Annotated in this window: 12 protein-coding genes; 2 read left to right on the top strand and 10 right to left on the bottom strand. The window is 70.1% G+C overall.

What is annotated here, in order from left to right; genetic code table 11:
* Positions 1 to 21: 21 nt before the first annotated feature.
* The 5 genes from JOD54_RS23040 to JOD54_RS23020 all read right to left on the bottom strand — a co-directional run bounded on the left by JOD54_RS23040 (position 22) and on the right by JOD54_RS23020 (position 7620).
* Entirely contained in the window at positions 22 to 1608 is a 1587-nt protein-coding gene (locus JOD54_RS23040) for a (2,3-dihydroxybenzoyl)adenylate synthase (RefSeq protein WP_204453032.1), read from the bottom strand.
* Positions 1605 to 4958 (bottom strand): non-ribosomal peptide synthetase, encoded by a 3354-nt coding sequence (locus tag JOD54_RS23035; RefSeq protein ID WP_307860219.1) that lies wholly within the window; start codon positions 4956 to 4958, stop codon positions 1605 to 1607. Before JOD54_RS23035 ends, JOD54_RS23040 begins: the two co-directional genes overlap by 4 nt.
* The gene (locus JOD54_RS23030) at positions 4955 to 6241 is read right to left on the bottom strand and encodes a salicylate synthase (protein ID WP_307860218.1); all 1287 of its coding nucleotides are present in this window, start codon (positions 6239 to 6241) and stop codon (positions 4955 to 4957) included. The genes JOD54_RS23035 and JOD54_RS23030 overlap by 4 nt, the downstream gene beginning before the upstream one ends.
* Positions 6241 to 6462, bottom strand: a complete 222-nt coding sequence (locus tag JOD54_RS23025) for an MbtH family protein (RefSeq protein ID WP_204453031.1) — start codon at positions 6460 to 6462, stop codon at positions 6241 to 6243. Before JOD54_RS23025 ends, JOD54_RS23030 begins: the two co-directional genes overlap by 1 nt.
* 240 nt (positions 6463 to 6702) lie before the next feature.
* Positions 6703 to 7620, bottom strand: coding sequence for a M48 family metalloprotease (locus JOD54_RS23020; RefSeq protein ID WP_204453030.1), 918 nt, complete (start codon positions 7618 to 7620; stop codon positions 6703 to 6705).
* Between the two features lie 89 nt (positions 7621 to 7709).
* Between JOD54_RS23020 and JOD54_RS23015 the strand changes: the two genes are divergently transcribed.
* Positions 7710 to 8102: a BlaI/MecI/CopY family transcriptional regulator gene (locus JOD54_RS23015; RefSeq protein WP_307860217.1), complete on the top strand. Its 393-nt coding sequence runs from the start codon at positions 7710 to 7712 to the stop codon at positions 8100 to 8102.
* A gap of 78 nt (positions 8103 to 8180) precedes the next feature.
* Here JOD54_RS23015 and JOD54_RS23010 read toward each other — a convergent pair whose 3' ends face one another.
* From JOD54_RS23010 to JOD54_RS22995, 4 genes are all read right to left on the bottom strand, one after another.
* Complete coding sequence (locus tag JOD54_RS23010; RefSeq protein ID WP_204453028.1) at positions 8181 to 8939, bottom strand: hypothetical protein; 759 nt, start codon at positions 8937 to 8939, stop codon at positions 8181 to 8183.
* Positions 8940 to 9128: 189 nt separating this feature from the next.
* Positions 9129 to 12152 (bottom strand): AfsR/SARP family transcriptional regulator, encoded by a 3024-nt coding sequence (locus tag JOD54_RS23005; protein WP_204453027.1) that lies wholly within the window; start codon positions 12150 to 12152, stop codon positions 9129 to 9131.
* A 447-nt stretch (positions 12153 to 12599) separates the two neighbouring features.
* On the bottom strand, positions 12600 to 13160 hold the full coding sequence (locus tag JOD54_RS23000; protein WP_204453025.1) for a DUF6461 domain-containing protein: 561 nt from the start codon (positions 13158 to 13160) through the stop codon (positions 12600 to 12602).
* Complete coding sequence (locus JOD54_RS22995; protein ID WP_204453023.1) at positions 13148 to 13777, bottom strand: NucA/NucB deoxyribonuclease domain-containing protein; 630 nt, start codon at positions 13775 to 13777, stop codon at positions 13148 to 13150. The genes JOD54_RS23000 and JOD54_RS22995 overlap by 13 nt, the downstream gene beginning before the upstream one ends.
* Before the next feature lie 455 nt (positions 13778 to 14232).
* Between JOD54_RS22995 and JOD54_RS22990 the strand changes: the two genes are divergently transcribed.
* Positions 14233 to 15483, top strand: coding sequence for an AlbA family DNA-binding domain-containing protein (locus JOD54_RS22990; RefSeq protein WP_204453022.1), 1251 nt, complete (start codon positions 14233 to 14235; stop codon positions 15481 to 15483).
* A 40-nt stretch (positions 15484 to 15523) separates the two neighbouring features.
* On the opposite strand, the gene JOD54_RS22985 is transcribed toward JOD54_RS22990, so the two are convergent.
* Positions 15524 to 16726: a hypothetical protein gene (locus tag JOD54_RS22985; RefSeq protein WP_204453020.1), complete on the bottom strand. Its 1203-nt coding sequence runs from the start codon at positions 16724 to 16726 to the stop codon at positions 15524 to 15526.
* Between the last annotated feature and the right edge of the window lie 531 nt (positions 16727 to 17257).

Here is a 17257-nt window from a genome sequence, read left to right as displayed (position 1 = left end):
ACGGGGGTGCTGGGCACGGGGTCAGCCGAGCCGGGCGACGAGGTCGCGTTTGCTGATCTTGCCGACGGCGGTGAGCGGCAACTCGTCGAGCACGACGAGCCGGTCGGGCTGCTTGTACCTGGCCAGGCCCTGTTCGGCGAGGTGCGCCCGCAGCTGCTTGAGCTTGGGCGGGGTCCCGGCGGCGACGATCACCGCGCACACCAGTTCGCCGAGCGTGTCGTCCGGCAGCCCGATGGCGGCGGCCTGCGCGACGGCGGGGTGGGCCAGCAGCAGGTCCTCCAGCTCGCCCGCGGGCACCTTCTCGCCGCCGCGGTTGATCACGTCCTTGATCCGGCCCTCGACCACGAGGTGGCCGCTGGGCAGCTGCCGCACCAGGTCGCCGCTGCGGTAGAAGCCGTCCGGGGTGAACGCCGTCGCGTTGTACTGCTCGGCGCGGTAGTAGCCGCGCAGGGTGTAGGGGCCTCGGGTCAGCAGCTCCCCGATCTCGCCCGGCGCGACGTCGTGGCCTTCGGCGTCGACCACACGGACCTCGTCGTCGGGGCTGAGCGGCCTGCCTTGGGTGTGCTCCACCAGGTCCGCCGAGTCGTCGGCGCGCGTGTAGTTGAGCAGACCTTCGGCCATGCCGAACACCTGCTGGACGGCGCATCCGAGGGCGGGCGGCACCGCGCGGGCGAGGTCAGGGTCCATCTTGGCGCCGCCGACCTCGAGCAGCCGCAGGGTCGATAGGTCCTCTGTGGACCACTCGGTGGCGTCGACCCACATCCGGGCCATCGGCGGGACCAGTGCGGACACGGTCACGCCTTCGCGATCGATCAAGGGGAAAGCGACGTCCGGGCTGGGCGCGGGAGCCATCACCGCAGTGCCGCCGACCCCGAGGATCCCCAGCACTCCCGGGCAGGCGAGCGGAAAGTTGTGCGCGACGGGCAACGCCACCAAGTAGCGGTCGGCCTTGGTGAGCTCGCAGACCTCGGCGCTGGCGCGCGCGTTGTAGGCGTAGTCGTCGTGCGTGCGCGGGATCAGTTTGGGACGTCCGGTGGTGCCACCGGAGATGAGCAGGACGGCGACCGCTGCCGGGTCCACCGGCGGGAGCTCGCGGGGTTCGCCCGCTACCGCCGCCAGCGCGGTGTGCTTACCCGGGTCGCCGACCACGAGAACGTGCTCGATGTCGAGCTCCGCGGCCAGAGTGCGGTGGTCGAACCCTTGGAACACATCGGGGATGACGTACCCGACGGCGTCGGAGAGCTCCACGAGGTGCGCGATCTCCGCGCGCCGGTGCGCGGGCAGCGCCATCACCGGTACCGCGCCGATCCTGGCCAGGGCGAACAGCAGCACCACGAACTCAGGCACGTTCGGGAGCTGGACCACGAGTCGGGCGTCGCGGGCAATGCCCAGGTTGAGCAGTCCCGCTGCCAGGACGTCCGCCCTGTGGTCCAGTTCCTGGTAGCTGATCCGCTCGTCGCCCGAGACGACGGCGATGTCGTCGCCGGAGCGCTCGGCCCACGATCGCAGCAGCCCGCCGAGGGTGTCCCCCCGCCAGTAGCCGCGTTCCCGGTAGACGGCGGCGAACTCCTCCGGCCAGCCGACCGCACCGTCGATGAGTCCGCTCATCGCGCCTCCGCCCACTCGCCCGCGACCTCGTCGTCGGACAACCCGTCGATCTCCCAGAACAGCTCGGCCACCGCTTCGAGGCGCCCCGGTTCGCGCTGCCCCCTGGCCAGCGCGGCGGCGAAGCCCTCGACGGTCGGCGCACCGAACAAGGCGCGGACCGAGACTTCTGTGGTGTCCAGGGCGGTGCGCAGGTGCCCGATGACCGCGGTCGCGAGGACCGAGTCGCCGCCGACGCGGAAGAACTCGTCGTGGACGCCGACCAAGTCGATCTCCAGCACCTCCCGCCACGCGAGCGCCACGACCCGCTCCAGCGCGGTGCGCGGCGGTGGCCCACCGGCCGCAGCGGGTGCACCCACCAAGGTGCGAACCGCGCCACGGTCGACCTTCCCGTTGGCCGACAGCGGAACGGCGTCGATCGCGACTACGACGTCCGGCACCATGTGGGCGGGCAACAACTCCCGCGCGGCGGCCATCACGGCATCGGCGTCGAACGGACCATCGACGACGACACCCGCCCCCAAGCCGCCAGCGGTGGCGACGGCGATGGCCGCGGTGATCGACGGGTTCGCCCGCAGCGCGGCCTCGACCTCGCCCAGTTCGACCCGGTAGCCCCTGACCTTCACCTGGTGATCGCGCCTGCCGAGGAACTCCACGGTCCCGTCGCCGCGGTAACGGGCCAGATCGCCCGTGCGGTACCACCGCACTCCGTCGCTGATCACGAACCGGTCGGCCGTGCGTTGGGGATCGCCCCGGTAGCCCGCCGCGACACCGGCGCCGCCGATCCACAGCTCACCCGGCACCCAGTCCGGCGCGTCCCGCCCGAGCTGGTCGACCACCCGAAGCCGCACGCCGCCCAACGGCGTTCCGTACGGCACCGAGCGCCAGTCCTGCGGCACCGGACCAGACACCTCGCACACCGTGGAGTGGATCGCCGTCTCGGTCGTCCCGCCGAGTGCCACGAACCGGCACCCCGGGGCCGCGTCGGCGAGGCGTCCGGGCAGATCGACGCCCACCCAGTCGCCGCCGAGCAGCACCAGCCGCAGCGGCGAGCAGTCGGCACCGGAGGCCAGCAGCATGTCCAGCAGCGCGGGCACGCAGTTGACGATCGTCACCTGGTGCGCGGCGACCAGCGCACCCCAGGCGGCGGCGTCGCGGCGGTCGTCGGTCACTGGGACCGCCGCTCCACCCACCGACAGCGGGGCGAACAGGTCGAACACGGACAGGTCGAAGTCGAGCGCGGACAGCGCCAGGGTGCGGTCGCCAGCGCCGATGTCGAACCGGGCGATGAGGTCGTCGATGGTGGCCATGGCGGCCTGGTGCGGGACCTCGACGCCCTTGGGCTCACCGGTGGAGCCGGAGGTGAACAGGATGTACGCCGCTCGCGCGGGGTCGACGAAGACCGGCTCGGGCAGCGGGTCCCCGTCCGGGAGCTCGGTGATCACCGTGCGGGGCTTGGCCAACGCGACGATCCGGTCCACCCTGGCCTGCGGCTGCTCGACCCCGATCGGCACGTACGTGCCACCGGCGGCCAGCACACCCAGCACCGCGATGACCTGCTCCGGTCCCTTCGGCAGCCGCACCGCGACGGTGTCGCCGGGCGTGACCCCGAGACGGGCCAGCTCGCCCGCGACCCGCAAAGCCCGGTCGGTGAGCTGCCCGTAGGAGATCACCTGCTCGCCGACGATCGCGGGCGCGTGCGGGTCCTCGGCGGCGCGGGCGAACACGCCCTCGTGCAGCAGGCCGCGCTGGCGCACGAGAACCGTGTCGTTGGCGCGGTCCCGGCGCACCTGCTGGGCCTCGGGCAACGTCGCCGGAACCGGCGCGTCCCACGCGGTCTGGTCGGCGGCGAGCAGGTGGACCAGGTCGGCGAACGCGGTGTACATGGCGTCGAGCACGCCGTCGGCGACCTCGTCGTCGCGGCAGTCCCAGTTGACCAACAGGCCGCCGTCGAGCTCGGTCACCTGGGCGTCGAGCAGCACCTGCGGGCCTTGCGAGATGATCCACACGGGTGCGCCGAAACTGGCCCGCACCCGGGCGTCGAACAGCTCGCCCAGGTTCAGCGCGCTGGTGAACACGACCGGTGCCAGGACCTGCTCGCCGTGCAGGCGGGTCAGGTCACGCAGCACCTCCACACCGCTGTACCCGGCGTGCGCGGCGTCCTCGTGCGCCCGGCGCTGCACCTGGCGGGCTCGTTCCACGAAGGTCGCGGGTTCGGTCAGGTCGACCGCGAGCAGGATCGAGCTGGTGAAGTCGCCGACCAGGTTGGCGACATCCGGGTGCACGGGCTCCCGGTCGAACATCGGCACGTTGAGCAGGAACCGCTCGCTGGCGCTCCAGCGGCCCACGACCTCGGCGAACGCGGTCGCCACGGCCATCGCCACGGTCACCCCGCGCTCCTTCGCGCGCTCGGCGAGGGTGGCGCGTTCGGCCGGTGGGAGCACCACGGCGCGACGGGTCACGCGCGGCCGGTCGGACTCCTGGGCGGCCATGGGCAGCTCGGGGGCGCCGGGGAGGGTGGCGAGGCGGTCGCGCCACCAGCGGGCGGCCTTCTCGTCGTCCTGGCTTGCTCGCCGGTAGCGGCGGTAGCTGTAGTCGAGCTGGGTGTCGTCGGTGTCGCCTTGGTAGAAGCGGGCGATGTCGGCGAGCAGGACGCGGTAGCTGACCGCGTCCGCGGCGACCATGTCGACATCGACGTGCAGGCGGGTGCGGCCGCTGGGGAGCAGGCTCAGGGCGGTGGCGAAGACCTCGCCGTGCTCGATGTCGAGCAACTGGTGGGAGTTCGCGTCGCGGATGGCGGCCAGTTCGGCCTCGGGGTCAGGGTGCGCGCGCAGGTCGTGCACGGTCAGGCCCCGCCACCCGGATTCCGGCGCGATCCGCTGGTCCCCGTTGTCGGACAGGACGACCCGCAGCATGTCGTGCCGGGCGATCACCCGCTCGACGGCGGCCGTGAGCCGTGCCGGGTCCACGTCGGCGCCGTCGAACTCGGTGTAGAGGTGCGCCGCGACTCCCCCGAGGCGCTGGCCAGGGGCGCGGCCGATCCAGTAGGCGTGCTGCAGCACCGCGAGCGAGAACGGACCGTCCTCATCGGACTCGGGCGCGCTCTCCACGGCTTGCGTCGGCGCGACCCGCTCGGCCAGCAGCGCGGCCCACGCCCCGAGCGTGGGGTTCGCGGCCAGTTCGGCGAAGTCGACCGCGACCCCTGCCCGGCGCCACCCGCCGACGAGCTTCATCAGCGCGATCGAGTCGAGCCCCAGCTCGAACAGGTTCGTGCCCGCGGTGATGTCCTCGGGCTCCTCCTCGGTCAGCTCGGCGACCGCGACCAGCAGCGCGTCGTAGTCCACGGCGCTCACCTGCCCGTTCCCTTCGATTCGGCGGGCACCAGGAACCTGGAGATGCTGCGCAACTTCTCGCAGGTCTCCGTCCACTCGCGCTCCGGTGTGGACAGTGCGATGATCCCGGCCCCGGCGCGCAACCACGTCCGGCCGCCCGAGCTGAACACGGTGCGCAGCACCAGGGCCGCGTCGAACCCGCCGTCGGAGTCGACGGCCAGCACCGCGCCGCTGTAGAGGCCCCGGCGCGGCTCGTGCTTTGCGATGGCTTCCACAGCCGCCGCCTTGGGGATGCCGGACGCGGTGATGGCGGGGAAAAGCGCGGCGAACGCGTCCCAAGCCGTGCGGCCGGGGGCCAGGTCACCGCGCACCTGGGACGCCAGGTGCTGGACGCTGCCGCGCTCGCTGACGGTCATGAAGTCCTCAACCCGGACCGACTCCGGTGCGCACACCCCGGCCAACTCGTCCTGGGCGAGCTTCACCGAAATCGCGTGCTCGAAGATCTCCTTCGGGTCGGCCAGCAGTTCCCGCCGGGTCGCCAGGTCCCGCGCGGGATCCCCGATGAGGGCCCGGGTCCCGGCCAGCGGCCGCGTGCGGACCCGACCGGCCGCGTCCACCTCGACCACGGTCTCGGGGCTGAACCCGGTGGCGCGCAGCCCGCCCAGGTCGAGCAGGAACGACCGGGCCGGGGTGTTGCCGCGCCGCCCGGCGACGTAGGTGGCCGGGAAGTCGATCTCGACGGGCACCGGCACGACGCGGGACAGGATGACCTTGTCCGGACCGCCCGCCTGGATGGCGCGCACGGTCTCGACCACGGCGGCCGAGTAGGCCGCGTCCGGCGCCTCCGGGTCGACCAGGTCGCCGGTGGGCGCGGGCCACGGCCGGTCGTCGACCTCGCGCAGGCCCTCGGGGACCGTGCCGTGCTCGTGCACGCCGTCCGGGCCGATCACCAGCTCGTAGGTGGGGATCACCAGGTCGAGCAGGGGACCGTCGGCTCGGCCGAGGTGCAGCAGGCGGGCCAGCTCGAACGCGGCCCAACCGTAGGCGCGCCACGTGGGCAGGCCCGAGGTGGCGAGCAACTCGGCGACCTGGCCCAGCGGGTCGGGCCCCAGCGGGACCGACCGGCGCCCGGTGGGCGTGGTCCAGGTGATGCCGATGCCGTCCATCCGCAGCCGGGCCCGCGCTCCCGCCGCGAGCACCCACCGGCCGCCGCGTTCGTAGAGCACGAACGGGGGTTCGGCGCGGCGCGCCACGGCGGCGGCGACCAGCAGCGGATCGGCCACCGCTCGGGCGGTGGCGGTCACTACACCTGCTCCGACGCCATGCGCTCGACCAGACTCGCGGGCCGCATGTCGGTCCAGACCCGCTCCACGAAGTCCACACAGGACGGGCGGTCGGCAGGCCCGTACACGGCCGTCCAGCCCGCGGGGACGTCGGCGAACACCGGCCACAGCGAGTGCTGCTGCTCGGCGTTGACCAGGACGAGGAACGTCCCGTTCTCGTCGTCGAACGGGTTGGTGGACATCGGCGCACTCCTCGGCGTTCCTGGCTACGGGCAGGCGGCATCGGCCGGGCGCGGCAACGCGCACGGCTGGCACCTTGGGGGTGGTCGCGCTCACCGGGTCGCCCGAACGGGACAGTGCGACCGCGGTGGCGCGTCAAGAGGTGGCCGCCGTTCCCCGCGACCGGAACCCGGTCGTCGGGCGACGCCCATCGCCTGAGGTTAGCCTAGCCTATCTTCCACGGACGTGTAGAAGCAAGGCCCTCAGGGACCGTCCCACCCGGCCAGGCTGAGCAGCTCGAACAGGTCGTACACGCACTCGCCGGTCCACACGACAGTGCCCACGGCCAGCAGCGGCAACAGCACCCCGGACCACCGACCACCGCGGCCAGGAGCGAACAACGCGGCGACCCGCCGCGGCACGATCCCCGGGGACGCGCCCAGGGCCATCAACGCCCCGCCGGGTCGTTCAGCGCGACTCCCCGACGCGGCCAACGCGGCGTGCCCGATCGCGCGGCCGACCTGCTCGCGATCACCGATCACCTCGGCGGCCGCCTCGTCCGCGGCCCGTTCCACCAGGTACTCGACCTGCCTGGCGACCGGCCGCAGCAGCGGGTGCGCGACCGCGGCGATCCGCGCCCACCACACGAGGCGGTGGTGACCGCCGTCGAGGTGCGCGCGCTCGTGTGCGACTACGGCCCGGAACTGGCGGTCGTCGAGCAACTCGCTCAACCCGGCCGTGACCACGATGCGTCCGGGCCGCCCGGGGACCGCGAAGGCGTCCACCCTCGGGTCATCGATGACCACGACATCGTCACTGTCCGTCCAGTCGCCGCTCACCGCGCGGAACTGGCGCCTACGGACCAGCCAGGCGCGCGTCCCCAGGATGACCACGGCGATCAACCAGCCGAGCGACACCCAGGACACCCACGGGACGTGCGCGGTGTCGTCGACCACACGCTGGTGCGACCAACCGCCCCAGCTCGCCACCACCGGCAACTCGGCCAACGCCTTGAGCGCGAACGCCGCGAGATTGACCGTCGAGGCGGCCGCGGCCACCACCGCCGACCCCGCGAACACCCGCGCCGCGAGGTCCGGGCGCAACCGGTCGACCAACAACCACGACACCACCAACACCAACACCGGCGTGGCGAGCACGGACCAGGCGAAGTGGTCGAACACAAAGCCCCCTCGATCGACGACCGGATCATCCTGCCCGGGTACCGACTCGAAAGTCCATTGACGCAGGTAGGGCTATGTACCATGCGCGGGTGAACGACGAAGACCCGAGCGGCTCACCCAGGCGCAAACCAGGAGAACTCGCCGCCCACGTGCTCAATACCCTCGCCGAAGCAGGCGAGCCCCTCTCCCCCGGCGAAGTCCTCGAACGCCTCGACCCGTCCGGGACCCTGTCCTACAGCGCCGTGGTGACCACCCTCACCCGACTGCACGAGAAAAAGGCCGTCACCCGCGAACGCTCCGGCCGCGCCTACCGCTACACCGCCGTCACCGACCCCGCCGCCCTCATAGCCTGGCGCATGACCCGCCTCCTCGACGCAGAGCCGGATCGCACCTCCATCCTCACCCGCTTCGTCTCCAACCTCACCGAGAAAGACGAAAAAACCCTCCGCACCCTCCTCGGCGACACCGACACCCCCGGCTGACCACGCCCGGGTGTCCCGGCAGCGGGGCGCTGCCGGGACATTCCTCACAGGACGAACCTGGTCACCGCCCGGGAAGGGTCAGCCGAACAGCCGGGCGTCGTCCCAGCCGGTGCCGTAGACCGTGCTGAACCAACTGGCGCCGGACAGGTTCCACTCGACCAGCCTGTTGTCGGTGCGGGCGGTCACGAACCGCGTGGCGCTGACGCCCGCGGCCAGACGAACGTCGCTCCAGTTGCCGGTGATGAGGTAGCTCGTGTAGCTACCGGTACCCCGCACCCAGCTGCGCGCGCCACCCGAGGTGTCGATGCTGAGGAAGGTCGTCGAGCTCAACCCGGTGATCAGCTTGAGCGGGGATGGCGAGAAGTAGACTCCCTGGCTGTAGTAGTTGTGGTTGCTCGACGGGGAATACCACTCCTCGAGGGTGTAGGAACCGGTCAGCGCCACGAACCGGTCAGTGGCGAGCCCGGCGATCGAGGTGACGTTCTCCCAGCCGGAACCAACGCGGTAGCCGGTCCACCCGGCCGCGGCCGTGTACTTCCAGTCCCACAGCGTGCCGTCCTTGCGGATCTCGACCAGCTGGGTGGTGCTCAAGCTCGCGATCAGCTTGGTGTTGTCCTCGACCCAGCCCGGCCCGATCAGCTGTGTTTGGTAGCTGCCGGAGGCCTTGTCCCAGCGGACCAGTTCGCCGTTCTTGCGGACGACCAGGAAGCTCTGGGCGCCCGTCGCCGCGGGCGAGAACTCGGGCTGTGTCGCTGTCGGTGCCGCGTTCGCCGAGCCGACCAGGCCCAGGGACGCGACCATGGTGAGCAGGGCGGCGAGCGCCATGCGCAGTCTCACGGTAACTCCTCTTCGGTTGTCCACCCGACGGCACGGAAGGGGCGGTGGACTAGCAGAGTCGGCTGGGGCAGCCGCCGTCGTGAACCCCCGTCGATCCCCCAGATCGCTTGTGCTGCAACGCGATTCCGACGGTATCCGCGGCCCCCATCGGCTCGACATCGGTTCGCCCGCACCCCGTGATAGCGGGGATCAGCCCAGCGCCAAAGCCAGTTCCGCCGCCTCGGCGACCTCCATGCCCGCGAACAACCCGAGCGCCTCCCGCCAGTGCGCATCGGCCGCGCGCGGCTCGTCGACCGCCAGCACGTCCCCCAGCAACCGCAGCGCACGCGCCTGCCCGAGCCGGTGCCCGGTCTCGCGGTCGACCTCCAGGGCCCGCCGCGCGTGCCGCCCGGCGAGGTCCTGGTCGCCGAGGTCGAGGAAGGTGCGCCCCAGCGCCACGAGGGCCAGTCCCCGGTGGCCCCGGAAGCCCACCCCGTCCGTCAGCGCCAGCGCCTCCCGCCCCGGCTCCACGGCTTCCGCCGGGCGCCCGGCCGCGCGGTGGGCATCGGCGAGGCCGATCAGCGCGCCCACCTGCGCCCGGCGGAACCCCAGGTCGCGGGCCTTGGCCAGGGCCAGCGTGTGGTGTTCGACCGCCTTGTCCGGTGACCCGGCGCGCAGCGTGGCCGCGCCGAGCGTGTTGTGCGCCTGCGCCACCTGCCGGGGATGGCCGGTCGACTCGGCCAGCCGCAGCGCCCGGCCCGCGTGCTCGATGGCCCGGTCCGTGTCGCCCCGGTCGAGGTGGACCCCGGCCAGGCTGTCGAGCACCTCGGCCTCCGCCCGCCGCGACCCGGTGCGGCGCGACACCACCAGCGCCTCCTCGAACATCCCCCGCGCCTCGCCGAGCCTGCCGAGTTCCCAGTACGCCGACCCGAGGTTGACCATCATCGTCGCCGCCCTCGCCTCCGTGCCCGAAGCCCGCTGCAGCACGATGGCGCGCTCGTAGCGGTCGACCGCCTCGTCCAGCGCGCCCTGGTCCTGCAAGGTGCAGGCCAGGTTGTTGAGCACCGCGGACACCAGCCGGTCCGACCCGATCTCCTCCGCCAACGCCAACGCCTCGTCGTAGTGCTCGACGGCGCTGGTGTGGTCACCGAGGCTGGCGTGCATCGCACCCAGGCTCAACCGCATCGCGACCACGGCCTCGTCGTCACCGGCCACTGTCGCCGCCTTCAACCCCGCCCGCGCCGACGCCCGCCACGACGTTGTGTCTGATTGGCCCCGGAAGTACCCGCGCAGCGCGTCGGCCAGCAGCCACGCGGGTTGGTGCGGGCCATTAGTGGTCACGTGGCACACGACGGCGGCGATGTTGAGCCGCTCACCGTCCAACCAGGACAGTGCGGACCCGTTGTCGGTGAACGCCCCGGTCACGCGCGGCGCGGCCAGCCTGGTCATCTCCGGGTAGAGCACGTCCGCGGCGTGGTTGGCGACCCCGACGTACCAGGTCAGCAACCGCCGCACCACGTCCTCGCGGTCGCCCGCGGAGTCCTCGACCTTGGCGCGTTCCACTGCGTACAGGCGCAGCAGGTCGTGCAACTGGAAGCGGCCAGGCAACGTCTGCTCGATCAGGTGACTCGTGGCGAGCACCCGCAACAGGCCCGCAGCCTCGTCCTCATCGATCCCGGCGAGCACGGCCGCACTCTCGGCGGTGACGTCCGGTGTCGGCGACAACCCGCACTGGCGGAACAGCCGTCGCGCCTCGGGGGTCAGTGCCGCATAGGACAGGTCGAACGCGGAGCTCACCGCGACGTCCCCGATGACCGTGAGCGCCCGCAGCCGGTCGCGCCTGGTCAGTTCCCGCACGTAGGAATCGATGCTGCCCTCGACGTTGGCCGCGGCGATCCGCAGGGCCAGCGGCAGCGCCCCGCACGCCTCGATCAGCATGGTCGCCGCGTCCGGCTCCGCCGCCACCGCCGCGCCGAGCACCTCGGTCAGCAACCGCCGCGCCTCGGTGCCGGTCAGCACACCGACCGACACCTTGCGCGCCCCGTGCGTCACGGCCAACCCGCGCATCTCGTCGCGGCTGGTGATCAGCACCGCGCACCCGGGACCAGACGGCAGCAACGACCGGACCTGCTCGGCACCCGAAGCGTTGTCCAGCACCAGCAGTGCTCGCCTGTCCGCCAACAGGGCCCGCAGCAGGTTCGACTGCGCGTCGACCTCCAGCGGGACGCGTTCCGGTGCCACGCCGAGGGTCCTGAGCAGGTGCGCGAGCGCCTGTTCGGCCGTTGTGGACGGTCGGGTCGAGTAGCCGTGCAGGTTCAGCAACAGCCGTCCGTCCGGGAACCGTTCGTGCAGCCGGTGCGCCAGGTGCACCGCCAAGGCCGTCTTGCCCACCCCGGGCGGACCCACGACGGCCACGATCGGCATCGCGGTGCCCCGTGGCGTGAGCAACTCGGCGACCTGGTCGAGCAGGTCATCGCGCCCCACGAAGTCCGGCAGGTCGGGCGGCAGCTCGACGGGAGTGGCGGCGGTCGGCGCGGGCGGTCCGTCCAGCAGGTCCTGGAACAGCTGCCGCAGCTCAGGACCGGGGTCCACGCCCAACTGGTCGGCGAGCACCGCCCGGACCAGGTGGTAAGCCGCCATCGCCTCCCCCGCGCGCCCGGCCAGCGACAACGCCCGCACGAGCAGTGCCCACAGCCGTTCCCGCAACGGGTGCTCCGCGGTCAGCGCCCTGAGTTCCCCGATCACCTCGTGCCGCCCCGCCACGAGGTCCAACTCGACCCGCCGCTCCACCGCCCCCAGCCGCAGCTCCCACAACCGCGGCACTACACGTTCCCGCACCACCTCGATCTCAACGTCCGCCAACGGCTCCCCCCGCCACAATGCCTCCGCGGCCCGCAGCAGCTCAGCCTCCTCGGCGGGCTCCGCGGACCTCGCCCGCTCCAGCAGCCGCTCGAACCGAACCAGATCCACCCCCACCGCCAACCGATACCCGTCCGCGGTCGTCTCGATCGCCTCGGCCCCCAGCACCCTCCGCAGCCGCATCACATAGATCTGCACCGTATGCCGCGGCCTCCCCGGCGCGTCATCACCCCACAACCACCCCACCAACTCCCCAGTGGACACCGACTCCCCCGCCCGCACCGCCAACGCCCCGACCAGCGCCCGCAGCTTCCCCGCCCCCACCCCCACCACGACCCCGTCGACCAGAACCTCCACCGGTCCCAGAACGCGCACCTCGCTGTTCCCAGCCATTCCCCGCCCCCCAGTCCGGTCACCCGTTGATCTTCACCAACCCCCCGCCCGCCCAGAACCTTCCGACCGACCACCCAGACGACCCGCATCGGCACAACCAGACCTTCTGAGCCATCCCCGAACCGAACGTTCGCCGCCGCCGCGGACCCAGACCAAGGGAAACCAGGGACGTACTGGTGGTCTACTAGGACCCTCGTGGCTTGCACTGAAGCCGAGGATGCGAGCGTGTCGATGCCATACGTGAGCGGCCCCGCGGTGACGCGTGGGCCGCCGAGGCGGCCGAACACTGCGGTTCAGGCACGCAAACGCTGCTTGGCGTCGAAGAGGTGGCCACCCCAGACGAGCAGATCGCCCTCCAACTGGACGCCCCGGCCTGCGTGCTGCGCTTGGAGTGTTCCACGGGAGTACTGGGCGGGTTGCGGCGACTGGCTAGGTCAGGAGGCGGTAGGTCGGCAGCGGTTCCGTCAGCCACGACTCCTCGAAGGCCACCCCAGTGACGCGTTCCGCAACGGCGAGGCTAGCGGATTTGAGATGGTCGAGGGGGAAGTCCTCGGGTTCACACCAGCCGGGCAGCATGTCGCCCGCACCGGCCGGTTGGCCGATGAACGTGGGGTCGAACCGGGCGGTGAGCTGCCCGTCCCGGGCCTGGACGATCTGCAAGTCACCGTTGGCGCTCCAGTAGACCGACACGAACAGCCCACGGGGCTGCGACAACGCCCGGGCGAGTTCCGGGCCGTTGCCGACCCACCCGTTGGGTTCGATGACCAGCAGGTGCCCCCCGCGGCGGGCGAGTTGGACCAAGCCGTAGTCGTCGAAGTGCTCGTTGCGCTCGTCCAGCGCCGCCTGGAACACCATGTCGACGGGCTGTTCGTCGTCGCGCACACCGTAGGCGGCGAGCACGTCGCGCTCGGGTCGGTCGGTGATGACCGCGAGGGTCCAGGCCAGGTCGAAGGCGGTGTCGGCCCAGGTGTAGCGGTTCACAGCGCGCATTGTTCCACCTGCTCCTGAGCCTCGTCGGCTCCGGTGTAGGCGGTCGCCGCGACCGCGGTCGGGGTGGCGATGACCACCAGGAAACTGTCCCCTTGGCCGATCTTGGCCTTGGCGTACCCGGCACTGATCGCACCGCCCTGACACCGCTGCTCCCGCAAGGGAACCTCCTCGGTCCGGGCGCCGGAACCACCCTCGTCGGTGGTCGCGAAGGCATACTCGTCGCAACTCCCGCCGTACTTCGGCACGAAGGAACCACAGGCCGCAGCCCGGTTGGCGCCCTGCTTGGCGGAGTTCCGGGTCAGGATCGAAGGGTGACCTCCACCCCACGCCAGTTGGATGTTGCGAGCAATGAACGGCATCTTCCCCGCGTCGATCACCACTACCTTCACATCTCCACAGACGCGCCTGGTCAACGCGACCTCAACGGTGCACTTCCTGGCCTTGGACTCCCCGTCACCACCGACCAGGAGCTGGCGCCCGTTCTGCTCGATGAGCACCGGATCATCGTTCCCGACGAGGCCGGTCACGGCCTCCAGCACCTCGGTCGGACCGAAGTAGGCCACAGCACCCACGACGACCAAGACGGAGAGGAACAACCTGGACTTGGTTCGAGGCATCGGCGTCCTCCGCTACACGCTGTCGTCAACGAATACGAACAGGTGTACCAAGATCGCCAACGCAAGAGGAGGGTGCTCTGCTCGGAGGATTGCCCGAGCGGTAGGTAGACCCTTCGTGCGATGGGCCACCACGGTCAGCAGGCTGAACCGGGCCCACGCCGGTAACTATCTTCGCCCCGACGACGAGGGCGATGGCGCCGGGCAGTACCTGGGGACCGCCGGGCGGCTTGGTGACCACTTCGAGGCTGCAGGCCGGACCTGCCTGACCATCCTCGACGGCGCCACCGCGTTCGCTGGGTACTGGGCACGTGCTCAGGACGAGGGCCAGCGACGTGCAATCGCAGACTGCGCTGCGTTCTTCCTTGCTGAGGCAGAAGCCCTCAACAGGATGCGTGAACCAGTACGTACCGACGTGTCGCCTCTCTAGCCCGATCGACCAATGGTAGAACCTCTTGGTGGCCGAACCTCTGCGAAGCGTTGCCTACCTGGGAGCAGACAAGGGACGCTGGGCGCCGGCCGGATGGGCCAGCGTCGTCGAAGCCGCCGCTGGCGGTCTGCTCGACGAGTCGCACTGGGTCGACTTGAAGCAAGAGCTGCCCAGCGGCAAACCCACGATCAACACCGATCTCGCGAAGGACCTCGCGTCCTTGGCTGTTGACGGGGGTCTGCTCGTGATCGGCATCGAGGACCACAACAGTCACGCGGGCAGGGTGCTCGGGGTTGACCTGGCGGGCCTGGCCGACCGCGTCGACCAGATCGCGCGCGACAAGATCCACCCGCGCTTGACCGTCCGCAGTGTCGAGATCCCCGATCCGGACGGTCTCGGACATGGGTGCCTGCTCGTACACATCCCGCCCAGCCCCCTCGCGCCGCACATGGTGGAGCACGTGTACTACGGCCGCGGTGACCGCGCCAACATCCGACTCAGCGACGAACAGGTCCGCGCCATCCTCGCCGACCGCGCACGAACTCAACGCGACGTCCTCACCGACCTGCGGCTGATGATCGACGACGACCCCCTACCCGAGGATCGCAGGGTCAACAGCCACATCTACCTCTACGCTCAACCGGCCGCCGGACCCGACGAGATCATGGTCGACTTCCTCGGCCGTGGAGACGCACCACAAGTCATCAACCAAGCCCTCGACCAGATCCGCAAGGCTCGCGGGGGCGACGGGTTCGAGCCCGACCTGCGGAACCTGCCCAACCGGATCAGGCGAGCCGACGGACACGCCTTCACCACCCTCAGCCACGAATACAGCGTGGGGGAGAACTCGGCGATCGACTTGCTAGTCCGCGAGGACGGCGGCCTCCGACTCACTTGCGGCCGAGGAACCGACGTCCTGGGTTCCCAGTTCCACACCGATGAAGCCCCTTCGCCGGTCGTGTTCCCGGCCATGCTGGTCGGCCTTACCCGCTCCTTCGTCGGCCTCACTGGCGAACTCGCCGACCGACATGCCGCCTACCAGGGGCAATGGCACCTGGCTATCCACATGAACCGGCTACGCGGCGTCCGCCCATGGAACGACCTGCATAGCGGACTCGGCTACCCAGGTCATCCCTACACCCGAGATCAGTACGAACGGGTCACTGCGGCCACCACCGACCAACTCGTCACCACCCCAGCCGCAGTTGCCGACAAACTCATCGCACCTCTACTGCGGGCCTTGGGCGTGGCCGCCCGGCACTCGCCTCCTTCCTGTTAAGCCAGGAGTTGCCCGATCCGTATGGAGATGGGCTGCTGCCTCACGAGTCTTTCCTGGGGATCAGAAAAGGCATCAGAGCAAGTTGAACTTCGCGCTCGGGGTCTCCCGTCGCGTGCAGGATGAAGTCAGTTCGCTCGTCATCGCTGACCTTGCCGCGTCGCTTGTAGTTCGTATGGGATTGAACGGCCTCGATAGCCTTTGTCGTCACCTGCGTGACGTCAGCGGCTCGGATGAAGAGCAGCAGGGCAGCCTTAGTATCGCGCCAGACGAGATTGCCGAGCAGTTGGTCGATGGCTTCGGTGAACTTCTTCGAGCCATCCCAGAACTTGCACTCGCCGACGAAGACATTCCCGTCATCGACACGAATCAAAATATCGGTCTTACCGCGTCGATTGAACACCTCACCTGCTGCGGCACCCTTGAACTGTGCGTTCAGAAAGATCAATATAAGGTCGCGGATCTGCTCCTCTCCAAGCCCCGCGGCGACCGATGGCGTTCGTTCAAGAGCGTTGCGGGCACTCCGTAGGACGTCCAGCGCAGCTTCGTAGTGGCTGCTGTCCAAGAACGGCTCCCGTGAAGCCGGTTGTGATGAAGGTTGTGCGAGGCTGATCGTTTGTTGACGAATGGGGACGGCGTACCGGTCGGCGTCGTCCCGCCTCAGGAGAGGGAATCCGATCGTCGCCTGCACGTCGCGATCCCTCAGCAGTTTGGCGCGTCTGGCGGCCACCAGTCGGGGCAACTCGGTCTTCAACCAGTGCTCATGGCGATCGATGTCGACCTGGACCCAATCCAGGCACTGCTGGACTTCGTCCAGTGCGCGGTCGAAGTCCGCGCGAATCTGCTCGGCCGGTCGATCTCCATCGCTGAACAGGCGAAGCTCGCTGGGGCCGATCCAGCCTCGCGGACGTGGGGAGATTTCATGACTTGGCCTGAGGCGCAGGACGTCGCCGTCGCCAGCGATCGGGACAGCCAGGGTGTATACGGCTACGCGTCGCTCCTGCATCTCGCCGAACTCGTGATAGCGCCTTGGCTCTTCGCTGACCGGCAGCAGTCGGGCGCCGTCGCGGTCCAGCCGAGGACACTTCAATGACACCAGCGCGGCCAAGCGTGCCACCGTCTCAGGTTCGGGGGTGACCAGCATGGACTCGCATCCTTGGGCGTTGAGGTGCTGGGTGATGTCACGCTGAAGATCAACCAGGTGAGCATCGAGATGACCGCCGCTGAAGAGCGTCTCCACCGTCATCCGCACAGGGTTGCAGACACCTACGACAGTGCACGCATCTGCCTGTGCGACGGTGCTTCGTGTTGACGTCGGCCATTGTTGACGGCAGCCTGGGATGGCCCTGAACGTCCGCGGTTAAGTGTGCAGCTCACGTGTGTCTGGGTACGACCATGGCCTTGCGGGCGGAGCTTGGCAGGAACGCTCAACGCCAGCGGCGGACTGGACCTGGCTGCATGGAGTTGCGCCATCTTGCTGCCGTCCATGCCTGATTGCAACTCAGATCATGTGGCGTTTCGGTGGCGCTCAGAACGAGAGACAACGGGATGCAACTTGCACCTACGGGGCACAAGCAGGCTCCTGAACAGGGAGGGCTTGCCATATTCGCTGGTCAGCGGGGGTCTATATGACATTGACACGGTAGGGGTCACTGGTTTCATCAGGTCGTCAACCTGATCGCCGTTCAGCTTGCGTGCAGGAGTGTGACTGCGTGGTAAGGCTGCCCGCAGCTGATCACGTCCAGTGAGTCTTCCAGCCGCCCCCCTGTCGGGTGCC

The sequence above is a fragment of the Actinokineospora baliensis genome, assembly GCF_016907695.1.
In the GTDB taxonomy this organism is placed as follows: Bacteria; Actinomycetota; Actinomycetes; order Mycobacteriales; family Pseudonocardiaceae; genus Actinokineospora; species Actinokineospora baliensis.
The sequence above is the reverse complement of the archived record's forward strand: the minus strand, read 5'-3'. Positions and strand labels throughout refer to the sequence as shown.

What these genes read in the sequence shown, in the direction of transcription:
- JOD54_RS23040 (WP_204453032.1), bottom strand. Translation starts at nt 1,608, where the DNA reads ATGAGCGGACTCATCGACGGTGCGGTCGGCTGGCCGGAGGAGTTCGCC.
- JOD54_RS23025 (WP_204453031.1), bottom strand. Translation starts at nt 6,462, where the DNA reads ATGTCCACCAACCCGTTCGACGACGAGAACGGGACGTTCCTCGTCCTG.
- JOD54_RS23000 (WP_204453025.1), bottom strand. Translation starts at nt 13,160, where the DNA reads ATGCGCGCTGTGAACCGCTACACCTGGGCCGACACCGCCTTCGACCTG.
- JOD54_RS22995 (WP_204453023.1), bottom strand. Translation starts at nt 13,777, where the DNA reads ATGCCTCGAACCAAGTCCAGGTTGTTCCTCTCCGTCTTGGTCGTCGTG.
- JOD54_RS22985 (WP_204453020.1), bottom strand. Translation starts at nt 16,726, where the DNA reads ATGACGGTGGAGACGCTCTTCAGCGGCGGTCATCTCGATGCTCACCTG.